Genomic DNA, 22,622 nt, shown 5'->3' on the forward strand with positions numbered 1-22,622 from the left:
CCGGGTGTGAGTTAGCCAAGCGTGTAGTTTGGGACATTCGGAGTCGATGACGTGGAGTGCGGCCAGTGGAGTTGGCTGTTCATGCAGTACAGGACGATCTTCGTCCCGTCGGAATCCGTAACAGAGTGGATGTCCGTATTCGAGTCGTAGTCAATCGTGACCGTGTCACTCGCGCTGGCGTCGTCCGCCCTGGCCACGATCCTCAGGTACGAGAGAGACAGCGCCACTGCAAGCACGGCAACCGCCAGCGCCTCCAGCGGCCGACGCCAATCTTGATGATTAGCCTTTGCACTCATGAGAAGTCCTTTGCCTCGATGTCTTAGCTGCGTTTATCTGCGGGGCATGCTCGAAGTTTGACATTCGAGCTATTGGGACATTACTATGTGATTTTCAGACCGCATGACCTGAAGATTGTGGAAAAAACCCTTGGCAGAACAGCAAGGCAGGGCTCTTCCGGCGGAAAAAGCCGCGCCGATAAGAGCCCCGCATCCCTGCCGTTGTCAGCGGCTGCTTCGCAGACCACACGCTGCTTGCTACCCCACGAGCGCGAGGATCTCGGAAAGTCCCTTCTTGCCAAAGCTCACGCGCTCGCCTGTACCGTCATCAATCACGAGGCACGGCACGCTCATCACGTCGTAGCGCTCGCGCAGCGCCGGGAAGCGGTTGACGTCGTAGACGTTGGCCGTGACCAGCGGGTTATCCGCCGCCATGCGCTGGCACGCCACCACCACGTCCGGGCACATGGTGCACGAGAGCCCCACGAGCACGCGCAGACTCACTGGGCGCGCAATGTCTGCGATGCCCTGACGGTCGGCGTCCGCGATGGGCTGGCCGGGACCAGCGGCGTTATAGAGCCCCAGTACAAAGGACGTGAACTCGTGGCCGCCGGGAACGCCGTGGAAGGCAAGGCCCGAAGGCGTGCCATCGGCCCGCACGACCTCAACAAAGGGCAGCTCGGCGGGGTCATCGGCAGAGGCGTCTGCCTCCTCCACACGCAGCAGCTCCGTCTGCGCGGCCAGCGCGTCCATGTAGGAGCGCAGCTCGGCCGAGACGTCACCGCCGTCAACGTGCAGGCGCAGCACCAGCGGGTTCTGCATGCGGGAGAAGACCGCCTGGAGCTGGGCCGCCATCGCGTCGTCGATGGGAGAGCCGGGCGTCGAGGCGGGTGCGGCGACGGCCGTAGACGCGGGCCTCTCGGCCACGTCACGCGTCCTGCTGGCAGGTTGCTTGGGCACGATGCCAGTGCGCTCGCGGGCAGCCTTGAGGTAACGCTCCATCTCGGTTGCCGTGGCCGCGCCCTCCCCCACGGCGGTGGCAACCTGGCGCAGGCGCTTCTGGCACACGTCGCCCGCGGCAAAGAGGCCGTCGACGCTCGTCATCTGGCGATCGTCCGTGATCACGTAGCCCTGCGGATCAAGCTCGGCCACGCCCGCCACCAGCGAGGTTGCCGGCGCGTAGCCCACAAAGACAAAGACGCCCACCGGACCGCCGTCTGCCGAGGAGAACTCGTGCTCCTCGCCCGTGGCGCGGTCAAGCCAGCGGACGCCCCGCACCACGGAGTCGCCCTCCACGGCAAGAAGCTGCGCGTTTGTCCGCACGGTGATCTTCTCGTTGGCATAGGCCGCGTCGGCCGTGGCCTTTGCGCAGGTGAAGTCATCCGTGTAGACCAGGATGGTCACGTGCGAGGCGTACGTAGTGAGAAACACCGCCTCCTCCGCCGCAGCAAAGCCGCCGCCCACCACGAAGACCTCGCGGCCGGTGAAGAACTCGCCGTCGCAGGTGGCGCAGTACGCCACGCCGTGGCCGCGGAAGTCTTCCTCGCCCGCAAAGCCGGCGCTTCTCGGCGAGGCGCCTGTGGCAAGAAGGACCGCCAGGCAGCGGATGTCACCGCGCGAGGTGTGCACCACCTTGACGTCTGCCGCAAGGTCGAGCGACTCCACGCTTGCCAGCAGCATCTCGGCGCCAAAGGCCTCCGCTTGACGGCGCATGGTATCCGTGAGCTGCTCGCCGCTTGCGGTGAGCACGCCCGGGTAGTTCACGACCTCGGAGGTGATGGTGATCTGGCCACCAAAGTGCTCGCGCTCGACCACCAGCACACGGTAGCGCGCGCGGGCCAGGTAAAGCGCGGCCGTGAGCCCGGCCGGGCCGCCGCCAATCACCACCGCGTCGTATACGTTGTCGCTATTGTTCTCGCTCATGTGCCTAACCTCCCCCGCCGCGCGCGGCGAATCATGGATGGAGCCCGCCGAGCCAGTACGGCGGGCTCCAGAATCTACGGTTGCGCTTTGTTCGCGCGGTGTGCCTAAAGCTGGCCGACGAGGTCAAGCGAGGGCTTGAGGGTCTCGGCACCCGGCTGCCACTTGGCGGGGCACACCTGGTCGCCGTGCTCGCGCACAAACTTCGCGGCCTGCACCAGGCGCAGGAGCTCCTTGGCGTTGCGGCCAATGCCGCCGGCGGTGACCTCGTAGACCTGGATCTTGCCGTCGGGGTCAACGATGAAGGCGCCGCGCTCGGCAAGGCCGTCGGCGGGGATCAGGACCTCGAAGTCCTCGGCCAGAACGTGGGCGGGGTCCGCGAGCATGGGATAGGTCACCTTGGAGATGCGCTCCGACTCGTCATGCCAGGCCTTGTGGACAAAGTGGGTGTCGCAAGACACGGAGTAGACCTCGCAACCCTCGGCCTTGAAGGCGTCATAGTTCTCTGCCAGCTCCTCGAGCTCGGTGGGGCACACAAAGGTGAAGTCGGCGGGATAGAAGAAGAACAGGGCCCACTTGCCCAGGACGTCTGCCTTGGTAACGGTCTTGAACTCGCCGTTCTGGAAGGCCTGGACGGTAAAATCGCCGATCTCTTTGTTGATGAGGGACATGTGACGCTCCTTTTCTGTCTTGTTGGTTGTGTTGTACCGTTATTGGTACTGAGACTTATTATCAACAATGAATCTGGGATTGCAAGCGAGAATTTCGACTTTTTGGGAGGTAGTTGCCACTCCTCTCCCGTTATTTATCGGTATTTGGGAATCGTGTTTCCCGCCAACTGGGGAAATGCGGCGCGCGATTCTTAGATACCGCTAGCAACGGGAATGGGGAGGATTGTGGGGGCTTGGGGCTGGGGGGGGGGGATGCGGGAAGGCGCTACCCAAAATTTGCGGTTGCCGGCCCAAATCCGAGGTTCCACTTAGTATCACCCCGTAGGTACCATTTCCCTACCTGCGGCTCCGCAAAAAGTTAGGGTTTTCGTACTCGGCGATTCTCGAAAAAGTGGCCGGCAGCCGCAATTTTTGGGCAGGGAAATCCCCATGAAGCTCGATGCGTGCGTAATCGAGCCTCGCAAAAGGCACGGCGCTGAGAGATCGCCCCCGTTCTGGCCTGGTGTTTGAGAATTGAGTTTTTTGCGACCTGCGGAAACATGCCTTCGATTCGAAAAACCGCTAAAGACCAGTGGGATGGGCAAGGTAGGGGCTCCGGGCGCGACGACACGCAGCTCTCGCGTAGTCGCACTAAATGGGATATAGTCCTAATATTGATTGGGTATCATCAACGTGTAACGCAGTGAGCGCTGGGCGAGAAGCCCAGGTCATACACGGAGAGCAGGAGCAGTCATGGAGAGAAGAAACACGCGCCAGCGGCAGCTGGTGCTTGAGGCGGTGCAGGAGCTGTGCGACCACCCCACCGCCGACGAGATATACCTTCGTGTCCGCGAGCAGGACGACCACATCAGTCGTGGAACCGTCTATCGCAACCTGCACCTGCTCGCTGACACCGGAGAAATTCTTTCGGTGAAGACCCCCGGCGGTGAGCGCTTTGACCGCCGCATGGACCACCACGCCCACCTGGTGTGCTCGGAGTGCGGCACCGTGATTGACGTCCCCATGCCCAAGCAGGACGACTTCTGCCGCCAGATTGAGCGCTCCACCGGCTACGCCAGCGTCTCTACCAGCACCATCCTCACCGGCGTGTGCCCCGCATGCCAGGAGCGTCTTCGTAAGGCTGCGGGGGCCGAGTAGAGGTAACAGAACGACGACCCTCCCCCACGGTTTGGTGGGAAAGGGCCGTCCGGAACGTCGCCTACGTGAGTGGTTCCTCGCGACTAGGCGACTGGCTCCTCGGCCAGGTTGTCGAGGATGCGCTCGTCCTTCTCGTCCCACTTGGGCATGGGACGGAAGAGCTGGAACAGCATAAGGGCGAGCAGGGCGAAGGCGACCACGGTCCAGACCCCAAAATTCCCAAAGACAAAGAGCTCGTAGAGCTGGTTGATGAGAAGGCCAACGACCCAGCCAAAGCCGCACTCGTAGCCAATGGCGAACCAGAACCACTTGGGGTCGTCCATCTGGCGGCGGATGGTGCCCATGGCGGCGAAGCACGGCGCGCAGAGCATGTTGAAGGCGACAAAGGCGCACATGGCACCAACGTGGAGCGTGCCGGCGATGGTGAACATGTTGGCGAAGCCCTGCCACATAGAGACAGAGTTCTCGGTAGCGTCACCGAGCCCGTACAGGACGCCAAAGGTGGAGACCAGGTTCTCCTTGGCGATGAGGGCCGAGATGGTGGACGCGGTGGCCTGCCAGTTGCCAAAGCCAAGCGGAGCGAAGATGAAGCTCAGGGTGCCGCCCACACCGGCGAGAATCGAGTAGTCCATGTAGGTCTCGGGCGCGCCGTCCATGGCCTGCAGGAAGCCGAAGGAGCCGTCGCCACCCTCCCAGCCGGCCAGGCCAAAGTTGGAAAGCGCCCAGATGCCCACGGCGGCCGCAAAGATGATCGTGCCCGCCTTCTTGACGTAGGCCGAGACGCGCTCCCACACGTGGAGTGCCCAGCTCTTGATGGCGGGCATGTGGTAGTCGGGCAGCTCCATCACAAAGGGGGTGGGCTCGCCGGCAAAGCGCTTGGTCTTCTTGAGCATCACGGCCGAGATGATGATGGCGACGATGCCCATGAGGTAGAACATCGGGGCAACCCACCACATGTCGGAGCCCCCCGCAAGGACGCCCATGACCAGAGCGATGATGGGGAGCTTGGCGGAGCAGGGGATCATGGTGGTGAGCATGGCGGTCATGCGGCGGTCTTGCTCGTTCTCGATGGTCTTGGTGGCAAGGACGCCAGGGACGCCACAGCCTGAGGACACGATCATGGGGATGAAGGACTTGCCGGAGAGGCCAAAGCGACGGAAGACGCGGTCCATGACAAAGGCCACACGGCTCATGTAGCCGCAGTCCTCAAGGAAGCAGAGCATGACAAAGAGGACGAAGATCTGCGGGATGAAGCCCAGAACCGAGCCCACGCCGCCGATGATGCCGTCGACCACAAGCGACACCACCACGTCGGAGGCCCCGGCGCCGGTGAGCCAGCCGGTCACGGCGTTGGGGATGGAGTCCACAAAGCCGTCGTAGTCATGCTGGTCGGGCTCGGGGGTGTCGACAGCGGTGGCAAAGTCCGCCTCGGTGACCGTGGGGAGGACGTCCAGCTCCTGGCCCTCGGCGAGCACAGGGTTGCCGTCCGCGTCGAGCGTGGTGATGACGTTGCCCTCGGTGTCGAGGTAGTTGCCGTCGGCGTCCGTCACGGGAACGTCCGTGGCCACGACGCCGGCCTTCTCGGCGGCCTCCTCGAACTCGGTGATGGTGGCCTCGTTGCCTGCGGTCTGCGGGTCCGCGTCGATGGCGTCCTGCACGCCGTCGGTGTCAACGCCGGCCTCCTCGGCCGCGGCGATGTAGCCGGAGATCTGGTCGGTATAGTGGGCGTCCTGCCAGGCCTCGTCAGCCTCGTCGAAGGCCGCCTGGCCGCCGCCGCTCACAAAGAAGCCATCGGAGAAGAGGTTGTCGTTCACCCAGTCCGTGGCAGGCGTGCCAACGGCGACAAGGGCCACCCAGTACACGCCAATCATGATGGCAATGAAGATGGGCAGGCCAAGCACGCGGTTGGTGACCACGCGGTCGATCTTCTCGGAGACGGTGAGCTTGCCCGGCGCCTTGACCACGCACGCGTCCATGACCGTGGCGATCCACTCGTAGCGCTCGGAGGTGATGATGGACTCGGAGTCGTCGTCGCGGTCCTGCTCGATGGCCTCGATGACCTTCTCCATGCTGGCAAGCTGCTGCTTGGAGAGCCCAAGGGACTCGATGGCGGCTGAGTCGCGTTCGAAGACCTTGATGGAGTACCAGCGGAGAAGGTCGGGCGCGCAGGAGCCGGCAATGGTGTTGGCGATGGTCTGGAGCGCGTCCTCGACCTCGGGCGAGAAGCACTTCACGCCCTGGGCCACCTTGTTGGCACGGCCCGTGTCGACGGCGGTGCCCACCAGCGCATCGAGGTTCTTGGAGCGCAGCGCCGAGACCTCAACCACGGGCACGCCGAGCATCTTGGAGAGGCGCTTGGAGTCGATCTTCTCGCCACGCTGCTCGAGCAGGTCGCACATGTTGAGACCCACGACCACGGGACGGCCGGTCTCGAGGATCTGCGTGGTGAGGTAGAGGTTGCGCTCGATGTTGGTGACGTCCACGAGGTCGATGATGGCGCTCGGGCGACCGGAGATGATGAAGTCACGCGAGACGACCTCCTCCGGCGAGTAGGGGGAGAGCGAGTAGATGCCCGGAAGGTCCGTGAAGAGAACGCTGGTGTCCTTCTTCCAGACGGCCTCCTTCTTCTCCACGGTGACGCCCGGCCAGTTGCCCACGTAGCCATTTGAGCCGGTGAGCTCGTTGAACAGCGTGGTCTTGCCGCAGTTGGGGTTGCCAGCCAGGGCTATGTCGATCTTCTCTGCCATGCCTTGCCTTTCCTGTTGTGTAGCGCGCGAGTTGCGTACGGACCGCCTTACGACGGCTGAGTTTCTCTCGGCTAACTGTTACCTGCGCAGTACTAATTGTTAGAGTTGGTTAACTTAATGTGCCAAAACATGGGGCCCACGCCCCCCCGGTACTCCCAGCGCCACTTGGCTACGCGACGCCCTGGGCAGCTGCCTTCTCCACGTCTGTGACCTCGACGCTGGAGGCCTCGTCCTTGCGCAGCGACAGCTCGTAGCCGCGCACGGTAACCTCGATGGGGTCGCCCAGGGGTGCAACTTTACGCACGTATACGTGCGTGCCCTTGGTGATGCCCATGTCCATGATTCGACGCTTAATGGCGCCCGTGCCGCTGAGCTTCGAGACCGTGCAGGTCTCCCCCACGCGCACGTCCTTAAGACTTGCCATGCTCTCCCCTTCTTCATGCCACGGGCCACGCATGCAGTTACACGCTGCCTGCGGCGATTGATAAACGATTGCGATTGCTGGCCGGCGGTGCCGGCGGGCCGGCGTGGCGCTAGTACGTGACGATGCGCATGGCCATGTCGCGGCCGATGCCAAAGGTGGAGCCCTTGACGCTTACCACCACGTCGCCGTTCACGCGCGAGACGACCTTGACCTTGGCACCCTCGACAAAGCCCATCTCCGAGAGGTGCTGGCGCAGCGTGGCGGTGCCGCGCACCTTGAGGACGCGGATCGTCTCGCCCTCGCTCACCATTGCCAGGGGAAGCTGGGCACTCCTCCCGATGGTCGTTGCCTCCACACGCGCGCCCGCCCGACTGGCGGGGTTGCTGCCTGTCATTACGGCATCAGCCTCCATGGTCGACATGCGACTCCCTTCTCAGCTCTCTACGGCTTTCTCGGCTGGCCGTAGCCGCCCCGGTTGGGCATCACCTTCCCGGCTGGCCGCGCGAGTTGTCCATAGCTAACTCGCAAGTAGTATATAGCTAACTTGCTGCAAATTGCCCGAAAAGTCAACTATTCTTAACTATTGCTACGAAAGTGCAGGTAGGAGGTCTGTAATGTGTGTGTTTCTAGCCCATTCGGACGGGAATGTGCGAGAGGCAACGCATATTCCAGCGAGAATGACGATACCTAAACGCCTCTCGGTGGCTCTCCGCACAGATGCCGCGCATTCCGAACGGTTAGACCGCCTTAAATGGCGAGATTGCGCGGCATTGGCGGACATGCCGCGCATTCCGAACGGTTAGACCGCCTTAAACGTTCGGAAATTTCCTAATCGACGAAATCACGCGGCATTGCCGAGAAAGGTGGCAGCTCATCTTGCCCGCGCCATTGCCGAGAAGGACTGCAGAGCTCTGCCTTCCATCTATATCCCCTGAACATCATCTATTGCCATAGGCGGTTAATATAGACGTCCGCACGACAGGGTATAAACTAGTCCTAAACTAGGTCCAGCATTGGAGGATTCCATGGCTTCAAGGACGGCAGAAGTTAAGTCGTACGTTGAGCCTCAGATCAAGTCGGAGGCATCAGAGGTCTACGCCCGCTGGGGAATGAGCCTCTCGGACGCCGTTAATACATTCCTGATTAAATCGATTGAGGTGGGTGGACTCCCCTTCGACATGCGTCCCGAGCCCAGGCCCGTCTACAAGGCCTCCACGGTATTGCCGGCCGATCCGGCCTACGGCTCCAGCGTCCTACCCGATGATATGGACAATGAGGAGGACGGCATCTATGACAGGCTCGTCGGATAGTGCCATAAGGACGAGCAGACTAGATCCGCGCCCCTGGGAAATCTGGCTTGCTTACGTGCGTTTCGCTGACCATCCAGACGTAGGAAAGGTGCGCCCAATCGTCATTATCGACGAGCGCGTCTCTGCCGTCGTGGCTGCAAAGGTCACAACCGCGGTTCCTCAGGAGCACTACTTGTACTGCGAGCTCGCCGACTGGCAGGTCGAGGGCCTGTTGCGCCCGTCGCGTGCCCAGGTTGTGCCGCTCTTCCAGGTTTCACACGCCGACGTGCTTCGCGATACTCCCCTGGGAACGCTCACGAAGCGGGACCGTGTGGCGCTGCAGGCAGCACTCAACGCGGCAGATGGACATGGACTATAGGCAGTCTGCGACCCCCCCGGAGATACATATTCCAATCGGTTAGGGACCCCGGACGATCGAATTTTTTCAGGCTATTTGAGAGAGCAGCGCCATTGCCGAGAAGGGCCGCGGCCAGCGGGGCGTTGGCGTTTCTCGGCACAAAATAACGACCCGCCACTGGGCTAATTGCCCAACGGCGGGTCGTCGCAATCACAGGAGTGCGTCAGAAGCTACGCATCGAACTCCATGTCCTTGCTCTCCTGGATGAGCAGCAGCGCGACAAGCGCAACCCCAGACATCGCGAGGAGGTACCAACCCACGCCCTGGATGCCAAACGCAAGCACCAATGCCGTGGCGATGGTGGGCGCAAACGCGCCGCCCAGGATCGACGAGAGGTTGTACGCCAGGCCGGAGCCAGAGTAGCGCACGTTTGCAGGGAAAAGCTCAGGCAGGTAAGCGCCGCACGGCCCAAACAGGCCGCCCATCAGGCAAAAGCCAACGGCGAGGAAGGCAAACACGCTGGCGGCGTTCTGCGTCGCAAGCAGCTGCGGCGCAAGAAGGCTAAACACAACGGTGAGCAGCGTGGTGACGAGAAGGACGGGCCTGCGGCCAACCTTGTCGGCCTCGACGCAGCCAACAACGATGAACACGGCAAAGAACGGAACGGCGGCAAGCTCGAGCTGCAGGTACTGGGTCTGGGCAAAGCCGAGCGTCTTTACGCCGTAGGAGAGGGACCAGGTGCCCAGCAGGTAGAACAGGGTGTACGTGATGCCCATGGCGCAGGTGCCAAGAACGACCTGCTTCCAGTACTTGGTGAGCTCGTGAAGCGGGCTCTTCACCACGCGGTCCTCCTTGACAGCCTTCTGGAAGACGGGGGTCTCGCTCATGCGCTCACGGACGACAAGACCAACAACCACGAGGACCGCGGAGAGCAGGAACGGGATGCGCCAACCCCAGGCGACCATGGTGTCCTGCGAGAAGTTGCTCTCAAGCAGCAGGTTAACGCCGTAGGCAAAGAAGAAGCCGAGAGGGGCGCCCAGGTTGGGGAAGGAACCCCACAGCGCGCGCTTGTTGGCCGGCGCGTTCTCGGTGGCGACAAGCGCCGCGCCCGACCACTCGCCCGCAAGGCCCAGGCCCTGGCATGCACGGCAGACGCACAGGAGCACTACGGCCATCGGCCCAAGGACGTCATAGCCGGGTAGCACGCCAACCACAAAGGTGGAAATGCCCATCATCATGAGTGCAACTACCAGCGTCTTCTTGCGGCCGAGCTTGTCGCCAAAGTGCCCAAAGAGTAGCGACCCAAACGGGCGTGCAAGAAACGACACGGCAAAGGTGACAAACGAGAATAGCGTCGCGAGGAACGGGTTCTGCTTTGCGACGTCGGTGAAGAAGACGAGGCCAAAGTAGCTGGCGGCGGCAATCGAATAGCAGTAGTTATCGTAGAACTCGATTGCGGTGCCCCCCCATGGAGGCGGCCATCACCTCGAGGACGGAGTCTCTCTTGGGAGCCTCGGCTACTGCCGGGGCGGTTAGCGATGTAGGTTGCGAAGACATTGCTTCTCTCCTTGTGGTCTGGGTTCTGGTGTGGGCGAGAACTTTTCGCCTTCACGCGGCGAACCCGTCTCTCCCTACGATGCGGAATCGTTCTCACAACGTCATTGCATGCTTGTTAGTCTGCCGTGCTCCTCTCGCTTGCGATGTTCCGCTCGGTCCGGATTTCCGCGGAGGACAGCCGGCATACGAAGAGGGCCCGGCGCCGTCTCTCCCCAACAGCCCCGGGCCCAAAGGTCCGCAGCCGTCCGCAGGTGCGGACGGCCGTATGTGGCCACCCGCGCCTAGATAATGCTGGCAATCTCGATGAGATCGTGCGTGTTGGCCTGGAACATCTTGGTCTCCCTCTTCGTAGCGCCCGCTTCTGCGTGGCGTGTGTGAGACTATGCGCCGGAGAAGTTCACGTAGCGCTACTATTCCGTGGGACGTAATACAAAGGTAATATTTCGGCGAAAGGTTGCTTTGCGTCGGCGAGCGTTGTGGCGCGCGGCGAGAAGGACAGCCGTCCGGCGCCGGAGTGCGCATTTTGGCAGCCAGCGCGTACAAAACCTTTGCTGCGGCGCCAACGAGGCGAGGGCCGTTAGCGACCCGGCGCTCCGCTACGCCTTCTTGCGTCGAGACGAGCTGCGCCCCGCTGAGCCGCCACGCCCTGACGCCGAGCCCTTACGCGCCCCGCGCGCCCCGCGCGTGCTGGCGGCGGCCTTCTTCTCCCTGCTCGGGCAGTCCATGTTCACGCAGATGCGCCATGGCCCGCGCTGTGTCACCACCTCGACGATTGGCGCGCCGCACTCCGGGCAGGTCTCGCCCGTGGCGTGCAGCTCGCCACGCTGCGGCAGAGGGTAGCTCGTGCCGCATTCGTCGTAGTTGGTGCAGCGGATGAAGCGCTTCCCGCTCTTCTCGGACTTGTGCGCCACCAGGTCGCCGTGACGGCCGGCCGCCTTGCAGGCGGCGCACTCCCCCACCACAATGTCAGGCTCGCGGTTGGTGGGGCACGCCGGGTTGATGCACGTCTCGTACGGACGGTTGCGGAACGGGTGCACCTTCACGCGCGGTGCGCCACACTCCGGGCACACGCCCGCCTCGCCCTCGATGGGCTCGATGCGCCCCTTGGGCAGCGGGTACGTCACGTCGCAGTCCGGCCAGCCCATGCAGCCCGCAAAGCTCCCGCGCGTCTTGGCGGACGTCTTCACCACCAGGTCGCGGCCACACTTGGGGCACACGCCAATCTTGGCATCGGCGGTCACGGCGTCGGCGATGGCCTCGGAGAGGTCGTCCTTGTGGTCGATGAGCCCGTCCATCATGCCGGCGAGAAGCGCACGAGAGTGGTCGACGACCTGCGCCTGAGTGTCTGCACCCTCGGCGACCTTGGTCATGTCGCCCTCGAGCTCGGCGGTCATCTCGGGCGTGGTGATGCGCGGCGCGTAGTTGGTGAGCGCGTCGATAATTGCCATGCCCAGCTTGCTGGGCTCGGCCGGATCGTTCTTGAGGTACTTTACGTCGTAAAGGCGCTGGATGATCGAGGCGCGCGTGGACTTGGTGCCCAGCCCGCGCTTCTCCATCTCCTGGATGAGCTTGCCCTGGCTGTAGCGCGCGGGAGGCTCCGTCTGCTTGGCGTCAAGCGACATGGAGGTGACGTCGCAGGTATCACCCTCGTTTAGCTCGGGCAGCTGGTCATCCTTCTTGAGCCCGTAGGGGTAGATGGCGCGAAAGCCCGGCACGGACAGGACGTTTCCCGTGGCAACGAAGGGCTCGCCGGCAACGTCCAGCTCGACCTTGGTCCCGGCAATCGTTGCCGGCCCCATGAGCGTAGCCAGGAAGCGTCGCGCGATGAGGTTGTAGAGCTTCCACTCCGCGGGCTGCAGGTTGTCCGGGTTGACGGCGCCGGTGGGATAGATGGGCGGGTGGTCGGTTGTCTCCTGCTTGCCGCGTGTGGCATGGAGCGTGCCCTGGCCGAGAAGCGCCTTGCACGTGGGCGCAAACTGCGGGACCGAGGAGAGCGTGCGCACGCACTCGCGCAGGTCGAGCGACGACGGGTAGACGGTGTTGTCCACGCGCGGATACGAGATGAGGCCGTCCATGTAGAGTGACTCGGCCAGGCGCATGGCACGCGCGGGCGAGATGCCCTCGGCCGCCGCGGCTGCCTGCATGGACGTGGTGTTGAAGGGCACCGGCGGGTTCACGCGGCGCGTCTTGCGCGTGACTGCGCGCACCGTGGCGGTCTTCGCGTCGCGGACGTGGCCATAGGCCTTCTCGGCTGCGTCATGGTCCGTGAAGCGCGCGGTTGCGTGCGTGATGCGGAACGGGTCGGAGTCCGCGTGCGTGGCCTCGCCCGAGAGGACCCAGTAGTCCTCGGGCACAAAGGCCATACGCTCGCGCTCGCGCTCAACCACAAGGGCAAGCGTGGGCGTCTGCACACGGCCGGCCGAGCGCGTGTTGCCCAGACCGCCAAAGCGCACGCAGGTGAGGTAACGCGTGAGCACGGCACCCCAGATGAGGTCAATGTGCTGGCGGCTCTCGCCCGCGTCGGCAAGGTCCTGGTCAAGCGCCACCAGGTTGTCGAACGCGTGGTCTATCTCGGCCTTGGTGAAGGCAGAGTAGCGCGCACGAGAAACCTTCACGTCTGGCGCCACCGAGAGAATCTGCTTGAGTGCGTCCGAGCCAATGAGCTCGCCCTCGCGGTCGAAGTCCGTACCAATGATGACCGAGTCTGCCTTCTTGGCGAGGTTCTTGAGCGAGCGGATAATCTCCTTCTCGGCAGGGAGCTTCTCGATGGGCGCCCACACCAGATACGGCAGGCTCGGAATCTTCCAACCCTTGATGTCCACGCCGTCGGCCAGGAAGGGCTTGCGCTTGGTGGCAAAGGGCGGACGAGCAAGGCCATCGGGCACGTCTGCCGGCAGGTGCTCGCCCTCGGCGGTGAGGCCGTACCAGCCCTCCTGCGGGTCAAACTTGAGCTTGGGAGGGAAGTCCGGCTGCATGATGTGGCCGCGCAGGCCTATGGTCACCCAGTCCTCCCCGCCCTTCCTAAAGCGGTAGATGGGCGTGTTGTAGACCTTGTCCGCCTTGGGCTTGCCGGACTCAGAGAGGAGCCTGGCGATCTGCTGGGCGGCATCGTTCTTCTCGGTGACGACAAGGATCAAAGAACATTACCTCGCTTGCTTCGTGACGGCAGAGTCCCCCTAGTTTAAAGCTTGTCGAGCTCTGCGTTCTCGTAGTCCTCGCGGGACCACTTGAGGGCCTGCTTGCCGTCGCGCGCCACGATGACGTAGCGGGCAATTGCCAGGGCGATCTCGTACAGGGCGATAAGCGCGGCAAACATGAGGAGCATGGTCACGGGCGAGGCATCTGGCGTGACGACGGCCGAAAGGACCATGAGACCAACGTAGATGTAGCGCCACTGCGAGCGGAAGGTCTTGTACGGCACGATGTGCAGGATCGAGAGGTAGAAAATCACTAGCGGCAGCTCGAAGGCAATGCCAAAGCCAATCTCAAGCAGCATGTAGATATTGAGGTAGTCCTCGGCGTCGGCCATGTTCTGCGCGAACTCGAAGGACTGGTCGAGCAGCCAGCCAAACGCTGCAGGCTGAATCACGTAGTAGCAGAAGATCATGCCGATGAAGAACAGGGCGACAAGGGCCGCCACCGTGGGAACGACCCACTTGCGCTCCTTGGGCTTGAGCGCCGGCAGAATGAAGGCCATGATCTCCCAGATGATGATGGGAGTGCAGATGATCATCGAGAAGAACATGGCGACCTTGAAGCGGATGGTGAAGCCGCCCAGCGCGGTGAGGACGTAGAGGTCGCCGCCGCGCATGGCCTCCTTGATCTGGTCGATCATGAGGTCGATGAGGGTGGGGGTGGCAAAGTAGACGATGACCGCCACCGTGAGGAGCGAGACCACGATGATGGTGAGCCTGCGACGAAGCTCGCCGAGGTGGTCCATGATGGGCATGCGTGCTGGTCCGATAGGCATGGTGGTATGGGAGCGGGGCGCTAGGCCTGCTGCTCGCCGCCCTCCTCTCCGTCTGTAGCGGTAACGGTGTCGCTAGGCGCAGGGGCGTCGCTGTCGGCGGCGTCGGCCGCGGGTGCGTCGGTCTCGGGCGCGGACGCGTCGGCCTTCTCGGCCTCGGCGGCCTGCTCGCGACGGCGCTTGGGGCTCATCGCGTAGAGGTCGGCGGCAGTCGCGGGCTTGGGCTTCTCGTCCGCAGGCTTTGACGCCTCCGGTGCGGGAGCGCTTGCCGTCTTGGCCTCGGCGGGTGCCTCGGCTGCGGGCGCAGCGTCGGCGTCGCTGTCGGCGTTGGCACCCGAAGCGTCCTCCTCAGATGCCTTCTCGGCGGCTGCGGCGTCTGCCTTGGCCTTCTCGGCGGCGGCGCGCTCTGCCTCGAGGCGCTTCTTGCGCTCGGCGAACGTCTCGGTCTTGGGCGTGGACTTGGGGGAACCGGAGCCCTCAATGTCTGCGTCCTCCTCGCTGCGCTTGCGGTTGGGCTTCTTGGGCGCATCGCTCATTGCCTCGGTCGCGGGATCCACGATCTCGGTCTGAACCACCTGCGTAAAGCCCTCCTGGGCGTTTCTGAACTGCCGCAGCGCGCGGCCAATGGTGCGGCCCATCCCGGGGAGCTTGTCAGGCCCAAAGATGAGGAACGCGAAGAGCAGGATGAGAGCGAGCTCTGACTCTCCAATGCCAAACACGGTCGGTTTCCTCCAGCGTGGATCGAATTCCTACAGGTACCCGCAGCGCGCGGGCTTTCTGGAAGCGCTACTGCTGCGCCCCGGTAACGTTGAGGTCGGCGCCCACGCCAAGCAGCGAGAGGACGCGCGCCACGTTTCTCTGCGGGCGCTCCACCGAGAGGGTGCGGCCCGTCTCCTTTGCTCGGTGCGCCGCGCCAACCAGGACGCCTATGCCCGTCGAGTCAATGTAGGGCACCTCTGCCAGGTCGATTGCAAGCGAACCCTCGCCCGAGGAGAGTTGCTCGTCAAGGACGTCTCGCAGAGCAGAGGCGTTGGAGACGTCGACCTCGCCGGAGACCGCCACGCGGCAGCCTCCCTCGGTGGGTGTGGTTGAGATGTTGATGCTCATGGAGGTCCCTCTTCCTTAGAGTCCGGTACCAGAGAGGTTGTTCAGTGTGTCCGTGAGACCCTTCGCCCCGGTCTCGCCCGAGGTTGGTGACGTGGTGGACGAGCTATTGTTCGAGTTGGTCGAGGTTGATGACGTGGCGCTCGACGAGGACTCGAGCGCGGCAAGGCGCTGGGTGGCGTAGGACTTCGCGCCATACTCGTCGTTGGGGTCGTTGTCGATGGCGGACTGGTAGGAGGCCTTGGCGGCGTCCTTGTCGCCGGAGTACTCCTGGACCATGCCCAGATTTGCCCAGGCGGGAGCATAGGTGGGCGAGTTCTGCGTGAGCGTCTCGAGGTCGGACTGCGCCTCGCTCGTGTTGCCCTCGTAGAGCTTGCAGAGCGCGATGTCCACGCGAACGGCGTCGGAGTCCTTGAGGTCGAGGTACTGCTGGTAGTAGCCAATGGCCTTCTCGAGGAGCTCGTTGCCGTGGGTGGTGTCGTCGTCCGAGGAGGACACCGAGATGACCGAGGCGCCCCAGCGCATGTAGTTGCGGCCCAGGTTGAGCAGGGTCGCAAGGTTGGTGTTGTCAGAGGAGAGCTTGGACTCAAGCTCCGCGACGGTGTCCTGGTACTTGGCGTCCACAGCAGCCACACCGGTAGCGGAGCTGGAGTCCGCGGAGCTCTCGTCCGACGAGTCCGAGCTGCTGTCCGAGCTGGAGTCAGCGCTCGAGTCCTGGGAGCTTTGCTGCTCGGCCTGCTGGTTGTTAGAGAAGGCCGTGGAGAGCGTGGGCATCATGAGCGAGACAACCATGAGGACGGCAAAGATGATGATGACGACCTTGGCGGGCGTGGAGAGGCTGCTCGCAGGTGTAGACTGGCCATTCTTGGTCGCGGAGCCCTTGCCCCTTGCCGAGGACGCACCCGTTGCGGTGCCCTTCTTGGCCGCCTTTTTGCTTGGCTTCTTCGACATGCCCGAACGATCCCTCCGTGTCCATATGCGTCTGGCCAGCCCAGGAATTGGGCCGTGTCACGTGCACTGGCGCCACTGGCGGCGCCACCGTTTGTGACCCTTTAATGTATGCCACATCCGGCCCGCCCTCGCGGGCGATGTGCGCGCTTCCCGATTCTACAGAACTCTGCGAGTCCGTTGGCGCAGGCCAAGCGCTAGTCCCATGCTAGGCATCGGCCTCCCGAACGAAAAATACATTCTGGAGGCCGTTGCCATACAAGCATTGTATATGTCCGCTCTTCTCGCCCGCCAGCGGCGAGAGGAGCTGGCCGCCCTAGCCCTGCTGGCCGTCGCGCTCGGCCTTGGCAAGGCGCGCCGAGACGAGCTTCACGGCAACCACAAAGACGTCGAGCGCCGCGCCAAGGTCCTCGAGCGAGGGGTACGTGGGCGCGATGCGGATGTTGGTGTCCTCCGGGTCGCGGCCGTAGGGCCAGGTGGCGCCGGCAGGCGTCAGCTTCACGCCCAGCTCGGCTGCCAGGCCAACGATGGCCTTCGCGGAGCCCTTGGGGCCGTCGAACGAGACGAAGTAGCCGCCGTGGGGGTTGCTCCAGGTGGCACAGTCGAGACCGTCGAGGCCGGCGTGGAGCTTCTCCTGCACCAGCTCGAAGCGCGGGCGCACGATCTGGGCGTGCTTCTCCATGTGGGCCTTGATGCCGTCGAGGTCCTTGAGGAAGCGCACGTGCGCGAGTTGCGAGACCTTCTCGGGCGAGACGCGCATCACCGAGAAGGCCGCGCGGATCTCGGCCATGTCGGCGGAGCTGGCAGTGACAAACGCAATGCCCGAGCTGGGGAACGTCACCTTTGCCGTGGAGCCAAACTCGTAGACCAAGTCGGACTTGCCGGCCTCGGCCAGGGCATCGAAGATGTTGAGCAGGTGGTCGCCCTCGCCCTCGAAGGTGTGGACCACGTAGGCGTTATCCCAGAAGATGCGGAAGTCGGGCGCGGCGGGCGTGAGCGCGGCAAACTTGCGAACCACGTCGTCGGAGTACGTGACGCCCGTGGGGTTGGCGTACTTGGGGACGCACCAGATGCCCTTGACCGCGGGGTCATTCTCGACCAGGCGCTTCACCACGGCCATGTCGGGGCCATCCTCGAGCATGGGGACGGGGATGTTCTCAATGCCATAGTGGGCCGTGACCTTGAAGTGGCGATCGTAGCCGGGGGCGGGGCAGAGGAACTTGACCTTGCCCTGCTGGCTCCAGGGCTTGTTGCCGCCAATGCCGTGGGTGTAGGCGTTGCAGACCAGGTCGTGCATGAGGTTGAGGCTCGAAGAGCCGTTCACGATCACGTTCTTGGGGTCGACGCCCAGAATCTGCGCGGCGAGGGCGCGCGCGGAGGGTAGGCCGTCGGGGGCACCGTAGTTGTCAACGGCCACGCCCTGGTCGTCCATCTCGGTGGAAGAGCTGAGAACGTCAAGCATGGGGTGAGAGAGCGCGGTCTGCTCGGGGCTGGGCTTGCCTCGCGCCATGTCCAGCTTGAGGCCCAGCGAGCGAAGGTGCTCGGCCTCGGCCTCGAGGCGCGTAATCTCCTGTTCGAGTTCCTGATCTGACATGAGCTCATATGCGGTGGGCATGGGCCCCTCCTCGTGACGGCTGCATGGACGGATACGGATGCGGTTGCGGTGCGCCCGGAACGCGTCCCGGGCTGCCGAGGCGCGGCAGTTGGCGCACAGCGGCGAGAAAGAAGTATAGCGCGACGCCCTGTAGGCGTGATGCAGCTGGTACCATGGGTTTCATGATGAGAAACACAGACACACACGAGCATCGCACCGCCCGTAGCGTCACGCACGGGGGGCTGCGCGCACCGGAGTACGGCGAGCTGCAGCAGCTGGTGAACGAGCTCTACTACCACAACATGTCCGGTGCGGTCTCCAAGATCGACGTGCTCACGCGCGCCGAGATCGACGACCTGTGCGATGACCTCATGGAGGTCGTCGACCTCCTCCCCGCTGGCAAGTACAAGCGCGGGAGGCTGTGCGACCAGCTCAACAGCATCGTGACCGCCCACGGCTGGGGCAACGTCTACGGCACCGTTGAATGAGACAAAGGGACAGTCCCTTTGTCTCATTCCTAATGGCATGCGGTCGCCGGAAGGCCGCGTTTGATGCAATCTGCAACAAAAACCGTGCTCCGGCGACAACGCTACAGCTAAGTTCGCCGCGGTGCTAGAACGAGCAGCCACCGCCAATGGTGCACGAGGCACCCGCGGAGGGGGCGTCGTCCTTCTCGCCAGCTGCCGCCGCCGAGAACTCCTTGCCCAGGTAGGCGATGATGTCATCCGACTCGTACATGGCCTTGCCGTCAATAAAGAGGCACGGCACCTGACGCTTGCCGCCAACCTCAACCAGGCGCTCGCGGTCCGCGTCGGACTCGTCAATGTTGTGGAGCGGCAGCTCAATGCCGTTGGCGTCCATGAAGGTAAGCACCTTGTGGCAGTAGGGGCAACCGTTCTTGATGTAGAGTTGAAGGTCCTTCTCAGCCATGTTGTTCCTTTCGGAGAGGGTTCCAATTACGACACTGACCGGCGTATACCCCGATTTGGGCCGCCGCAGAAATGGTATTTGACAAGTTACAAATCTCCACATGGGCGGGGCACATCGGCGGTGATTGGCCTCATGCGGGCCCTGAGTAGGCAGGGTGGGCTCTTGATGCGAGCCTCCCAACGCAAATTGACGGTTGGTGGCAGTTTGCGACAAATCCTTTATGTGAAATCGAGCTAGTCACAAATCGTCTACCTGCGATTTCTCGAATCCCAAAGAGATTGCTACTCGGGGGTACCGCCAAAAACTGCCACCAACCGCAAAAGCGTGCCATTCGACGGCGTCCGGGGGGCGTCAGGGTGCCGCCGGGGGCTCCCTGTCAGACATGGGCAGCCGGGCACGGGGGCGCCGGGCGGCAAGTTTTTACGGTTGGTGGCAGTTTTTCGGGGGCGGCCCGAGTATCAGATGATTGCAGTCCTGATAAACCGCAGATCAGGGATTTGCGACATCGGCGCACTCACATCAAGGATTTGCCACAAACTGCCACCAACCGTCAATTCGTGAATTCAGGTGGCCGCAAAGGGTGCCGAAGCCTCAGTCGGAGCTGCACTCTAGAAGAGGTAGCCGAGGATTGACGAGTCGGCAAAGAGCGACACGATGGAGAGGATAGCTACGGCCACCAAAACCGCAATAGCAGTCCACATGCCGATGCCCTTGTCTTGGTCTCCGCCGAGCGTGGGTATGAGCATGGGTTTCTCCTTCACATCTAGGCGGCCGCATCGTCTCCAGGCCAATTGGCCAAGCTACTGAAGGACGATATCGTATTTCTTGCGGTACGAGGTTTCGCGAAGAATGAGGCAGGAAGCCACTCCAAGACGAAGGGGGTCCCATGGACAACGAAGGGTTCTTCCAGCGTGCTTACGGTGTCGTACGACTGATTCCACCCGGAAGGGTTGCCACCTACGGGCAGGTCGCCCGCATGATGGGCGAGCCGCGGAAGGCTCGCTACGTGGGATTTGCCATGCACTCAAGTCCGGGCCTGTCTGGCGGGGTGCCCTGCCATAGGGTCGTCTTTGCAGACGGGAGCCTTGCCCCAGGGTTTGCCTTTGGTGGACCTGAAGAGCAGCGAAGGATGCTCGAGGCAGAAGGCGTTGGATTTCTCGCCAGCGGAAAGGTGGACATGCGTCGGTTTGAGTGGGAGGCATAGGGGCATCCGCCTCCCGCCGAGGAGACGGATGCAGCCAAACGCCGTTGGAAGCCCGCCGAAGCGGGGCGCCTGAAAACGTTGCCAGCGTGTCGCCCATGCCCTCGAAGCTGCCGATGACCCCATCGCCCCGCGTCTCGTCAGCGCGGTTAAATGCTGGTTATCAGATACATGCCCGCCGCGCACCACGAATATATGAAAGTAGCATACCCACAGTAATGTTCCACGCCGCCAAGGGCACATGGTGTCCCCGCTCTGGACGAGTCGGGCCTCTCGTACACGATTGACCAGCAAAACGACCAGTCGGCCTGCCAGACCATCGCACGGAAGCTCTGTTGGGGCAGCCTGGAAGAATCCTTGATGTGGTATCTCTGAATTGGAAAATCCGCGACCTGCGGTTTATCAAGGTATGAGCCGCTTGATACTCGGACGCCCTCGGAAAGCTGCCATCGACCGTCAATTTGGAATCTGTGGGGTCGGTTCCGCCATCTTGGGATGGCGCGTCAGCCTCACCCCTCGAAGAGAAAAATGAACCGCCGGCCGCTTTACATCACGACCGACGGTTCGTCGAGAAAAATCTGTCCGCACTTCGTAACTGTGCAGGTTAGCTCCTCTTTGAAACCTTCACTCCCACAGCAATGGCAACTGCGCCCACGCCCAGAAGCGCTACGGCACCAAAGGCCAGTGACGACATCGCATCACCCGTCTGAGGCACTTTCTCGGCACTGGGAGTGGCCGGGCGCTTGACAGCAGGCTTGGTTTTGGGATTGGGCTCATCGTCAGAGCCAGGATTCGGCGCAGGAGGTTCGGGCTCCTCGACAGCGTAGGCCAGGGACGGGACGTCGAAATCCTCTGGGGTAAGCGCAACGCCATTGGAGTTAACAGGGAAAAGCGTCGCCTTGGTGTTGGTCGCAAGCTCGTGGCTGCCCGGCTCGGTCGGGGCCTGTGCAAGCGTGACGTTGTAGGTCAGCTTCACGGGAGCAAAGTTCGAGATGGGCTCGTGTGCCGTGAGCGTATAGGCGTCCGCGTCCGGGTCGTAGACCAAGGTGAAGCGCGCCTTCGTGTCGCCCTTGCTGTGGAAGCTCCACGCGTTTGCGCCCTCATCCGTTGCCTCGAGCCGCTCGTCACCGACGCTGAGCGCTGCCGACCCCGGAACGAAGTCGAAGTCATATGTGTCACCCTTGCCCATGGCGTCGGTGATGGTGGAGCCGGTCCCGCACGCGTACAGGATGTTGTCGGCGATTTGGGAGAAGTCGAGCTCGCTGCCGCCGTTCAGCGCATCCATGAACTTGACGGAGAAGTCGGAATCACTGCCGGTGCGCACCGCATAGCAGTTGTAGCCCTCGACCTTCAGCGCCTGCCAGGTGCTATAGGCCTCATAGACCGCCCGGTCGGGTGCCATGGCGTGATCTGCCTGGGTTCCATGCTCGATGTAAGCAAAGTTCGGGTCGGTAATGGTCCCCGTCTTAGTATCTTTCACCTTGGACGTCGCGTCGTTGCCGTACGTCGCGAAATCAAACGCGTACTTGTCGCCGTCGGTCTTTACCCACTCAACCAGATGGGAGTAGTAGTCGCTCCAGTTGCCGTACGGCATGGCATACGTTGCAGAATCAGGCGTGCGTGCCTGCTGCCATTCGTCGATCATGCCGAAGTAGACGAAATCCCTTGCATTGAAATCACTCGCAGGCTGCTGGGAACTCTGATCTGAATAGGTGTACTGATAGTAGATGTCCTTCACGTTGCCGTCTGCGCCGGTGAACAGGCGCGTCAGGCCGTCGCTGACCATGATGACGTACTTGCGGTTCGCGGGCGTGGTGGTGTCGGCGTCGAGCATGGCCTTGGCCTTGAGCAGCCCATCGTGCATGTTGGTTCCGGACTTCATGTCACCGGTATAGCCACCCGTGATGGCGCTCTTGAACGAGTCGACGTTACCGGCAGTAAGTGTCGAGAGCTCCTTCTCCACGTGGCCGTCGCCCTTGAATGACACAACGCCTACCCGCACCTGGTCGACGCCACCTGCCTCGGCAACAAGCCGGTCGAGCGTCGCAGTAGCGTCCTTGATGGCATCGTCCTTGCAGCTTGAGTTGTCCACGACAAAGACGATATCGGAGGAGAGCACGGCCTCGGCACTTGGAAGCTGGAGCGTGACCTGTGCGGTCGTTCCCTCCTCAAGCCAGGTTGCAACCTTAGACTTGGGAATCGTCCAGCTGGTCCCTTAGCCGGTATTGCTCGTTTCTGCCCTGGCAGGCATCGGCACTGCCAAGAGGCCAAGGACAAGCGCGGCGATGAACGCGATGGCCACAGGCCTCCGTTTATGTAGTGTCACTGCATGGCTCGACATCGTTTCCTCTTCCTTTCCTCTTCCGCAAGAACGGCCGCACAGGTTCACAAAACCACATTAGGTAATTTCAAGCATAACACCGTATCAAGGTTTTTTTAAGTGAGTTTCTCGCATTATAAGTTAACCTATCTTGACTTGTAGTGGTAGGCAGAGACGGGC

At 62.6% G+C, this 22,622-nt stretch carries 21 protein-coding genes; 5 read left to right on the plus strand and 16 right to left on the minus strand.

What is annotated here, in order from left to right:
* Positions 1-11 precede the first annotated feature (11 nt).
* From NVS32_RS09090 to ahpC, 3 genes are all read right to left on the minus strand, one after another.
* Positions 12-296, minus strand: coding sequence for a hypothetical protein (locus tag NVS32_RS09090; protein ID WP_258499527.1), 285 nt, complete (start codon positions 294-296; stop codon positions 12-14).
* Between the two features lie 237 nt (positions 297-533).
* On the minus strand, positions 534-2,198 hold the full coding sequence (locus tag NVS32_RS09095) for an FAD-dependent oxidoreductase (protein ID WP_258499528.1): 1,665 nt from the start codon (positions 2,196-2,198) through the stop codon (positions 534-536).
* Between the two features lie 104 nt (positions 2,199-2,302).
* Entirely contained in the window at positions 2,303-2,866 is a 564-nt protein-coding gene (gene ahpC / locus NVS32_RS09100) for an alkyl hydroperoxide reductase subunit C (protein ID WP_072354086.1), read from the minus strand.
* 732 nt (positions 2,867-3,598) lie between these two features.
* On the opposite strand from ahpC, the gene NVS32_RS09105 reads away from it, so the two are divergent.
* The gene (locus tag NVS32_RS09105; protein WP_059053756.1) at positions 3,599-4,003 is read left to right on the plus strand and encodes a Fur family transcriptional regulator; all 405 of its coding nucleotides are present in this window, start codon (positions 3,599-3,601) and stop codon (positions 4,001-4,003) included.
* Between the two features lie 83 nt (positions 4,004-4,086).
* Here the strand turns inward: NVS32_RS09105 and feoB are convergent, their stop codons facing one another.
* The 3 genes from feoB to NVS32_RS09120 form a co-directional block, all read right to left on the minus strand.
* Complete coding sequence (gene feoB, locus NVS32_RS09110; RefSeq protein WP_258499529.1) at positions 4,087-6,750, minus strand: ferrous iron transporter B; 2,664 nt, start codon at positions 6,748-6,750, stop codon at positions 4,087-4,089.
* Between the two features lie 169 nt (positions 6,751-6,919).
* Positions 6,920-7,174, minus strand: a complete 255-nt coding sequence (locus NVS32_RS09115) for a FeoA family protein (protein WP_032111007.1) — start codon at positions 7,172-7,174, stop codon at positions 6,920-6,922.
* Positions 7,175-7,283: 109 nt separating this feature from the next.
* Positions 7,284-7,595 (minus strand): FeoA family protein, encoded by a 312-nt coding sequence (locus NVS32_RS09120; protein WP_258499531.1) that lies wholly within the window; start codon positions 7,593-7,595, stop codon positions 7,284-7,286.
* Positions 7,596-8,199: 604 nt separating this feature from the next.
* Here NVS32_RS09120 and NVS32_RS09125 point away from each other — a divergent pair.
* Both NVS32_RS09125 and NVS32_RS09130 read left to right on the plus strand, forming a co-directional pair.
* Positions 8,200-8,484, plus strand: a complete 285-nt coding sequence (locus tag NVS32_RS09125; protein WP_059053750.1) for a type II toxin-antitoxin system RelB/DinJ family antitoxin — start codon at positions 8,200-8,202, stop codon at positions 8,482-8,484.
* Between the two features lie 88 nt (positions 8,485-8,572).
* Positions 8,573-8,842, plus strand: a complete 270-nt coding sequence (locus NVS32_RS09130; RefSeq protein WP_258499532.1) for a hypothetical protein — start codon at positions 8,573-8,575, stop codon at positions 8,840-8,842.
* Between the two features lie 209 nt (positions 8,843-9,051).
* On the opposite strand, the gene NVS32_RS09135 is transcribed toward NVS32_RS09130, so the two are convergent.
* The 7 genes from NVS32_RS09135 to NVS32_RS09165 form a co-directional block, all read right to left on the minus strand.
* Positions 9,052-10,275 carry an MFS transporter gene (locus tag NVS32_RS09135; RefSeq protein WP_258499609.1) on the minus strand — a complete coding sequence of 408 codons (1,224 nt, stop codon included), beginning with the start codon at positions 10,273-10,275 and terminating at the stop codon, positions 9,052-9,054.
* A gap of 699 nt (positions 10,276-10,974) precedes the next feature.
* Positions 10,975-13,515 carry a DNA topoisomerase I gene (locus NVS32_RS09140; RefSeq protein ID WP_258499533.1) on the minus strand — a complete coding sequence of 847 codons (2,541 nt, stop codon included), beginning with the start codon at positions 13,513-13,515 and terminating at the stop codon, positions 10,975-10,977.
* Between the two features lie 44 nt (positions 13,516-13,559).
* Positions 13,560-14,348, minus strand: coding sequence for a twin-arginine translocase subunit TatC (tatC, locus tag NVS32_RS09145; protein ID WP_258499534.1), 789 nt, complete (start codon positions 14,346-14,348; stop codon positions 13,560-13,562).
* A gap of 20 nt (positions 14,349-14,368) precedes the next feature.
* On the minus strand, positions 14,369-15,064 hold the full coding sequence (locus tag NVS32_RS09150; RefSeq protein ID WP_368407221.1) for a Sec-independent protein translocase subunit TatA/TatB: 696 nt from the start codon (positions 15,062-15,064) through the stop codon (positions 14,369-14,371).
* 67 nt (positions 15,065-15,131) lie between these two features.
* Positions 15,132-15,452 carry an STAS domain-containing protein gene (locus NVS32_RS09155; protein ID WP_258499535.1) on the minus strand — a complete coding sequence of 107 codons (321 nt, stop codon included), beginning with the start codon at positions 15,450-15,452 and terminating at the stop codon, positions 15,132-15,134.
* Between the two features lie 15 nt (positions 15,453-15,467).
* A complete protein-coding gene (locus NVS32_RS09160; RefSeq protein WP_258499536.1) occupies positions 15,468-16,400 on the minus strand; it encodes a tetratricopeptide repeat protein in 933 nt (310 codons plus the stop codon).
* A gap of 313 nt (positions 16,401-16,713) precedes the next feature.
* Positions 16,714-18,012 (minus strand): aspartate aminotransferase type Ic, encoded by a 1,299-nt coding sequence (locus tag NVS32_RS09165; protein WP_258499537.1) that lies wholly within the window; start codon positions 18,010-18,012, stop codon positions 16,714-16,716.
* Positions 18,013-18,173: 161 nt separating this feature from the next.
* On the opposite strand from NVS32_RS09165, the gene NVS32_RS09170 reads away from it, so the two are divergent.
* Positions 18,174-18,479 (plus strand): hypothetical protein, encoded by a 306-nt coding sequence (locus tag NVS32_RS09170; protein WP_368407222.1) that lies wholly within the window; start codon positions 18,174-18,176, stop codon positions 18,477-18,479.
* 124 nt (positions 18,480-18,603) lie between these two features.
* On the opposite strand, the gene NVS32_RS09175 is transcribed toward NVS32_RS09170, so the two are convergent.
* Positions 18,604-18,921 carry a glutaredoxin family protein gene (locus NVS32_RS09175; protein ID WP_258499538.1) on the minus strand — a complete coding sequence of 106 codons (318 nt, stop codon included), beginning with the start codon at positions 18,919-18,921 and terminating at the stop codon, positions 18,604-18,606.
* 608 nt (positions 18,922-19,529) lie between these two features.
* Positions 19,530-19,667, minus strand: coding sequence for a hypothetical protein (locus tag NVS32_RS09180; protein WP_258499539.1), 138 nt, complete (start codon positions 19,665-19,667; stop codon positions 19,530-19,532).
* 140 nt (positions 19,668-19,807) lie between these two features.
* Here NVS32_RS09180 and NVS32_RS09185 point away from each other — a divergent pair, with 140 nt between their 5' ends.
* Positions 19,808-20,125 (plus strand): MGMT family protein, encoded by a 318-nt coding sequence (locus NVS32_RS09185; protein WP_258499540.1) that lies wholly within the window; start codon positions 19,808-19,810, stop codon positions 20,123-20,125.
* A gap of 601 nt (positions 20,126-20,726) precedes the next feature.
* On the opposite strand, the gene NVS32_RS09190 is transcribed toward NVS32_RS09185, so the two are convergent.
* Entirely contained in the window at positions 20,727-22,241 is a 1,515-nt protein-coding gene (locus NVS32_RS09190) for a vWA domain-containing protein (protein ID WP_258499541.1), read from the minus strand.
* Positions 22,242-22,622: the final 381 nt, after the last annotated feature.

It is taken from the genome of Tractidigestivibacter montrealensis (assembly GCF_024741235.1).
Lineage (GTDB): Bacteria > Actinomycetota > Coriobacteriia > Coriobacteriales > Atopobiaceae > Tractidigestivibacter > Tractidigestivibacter montrealensis.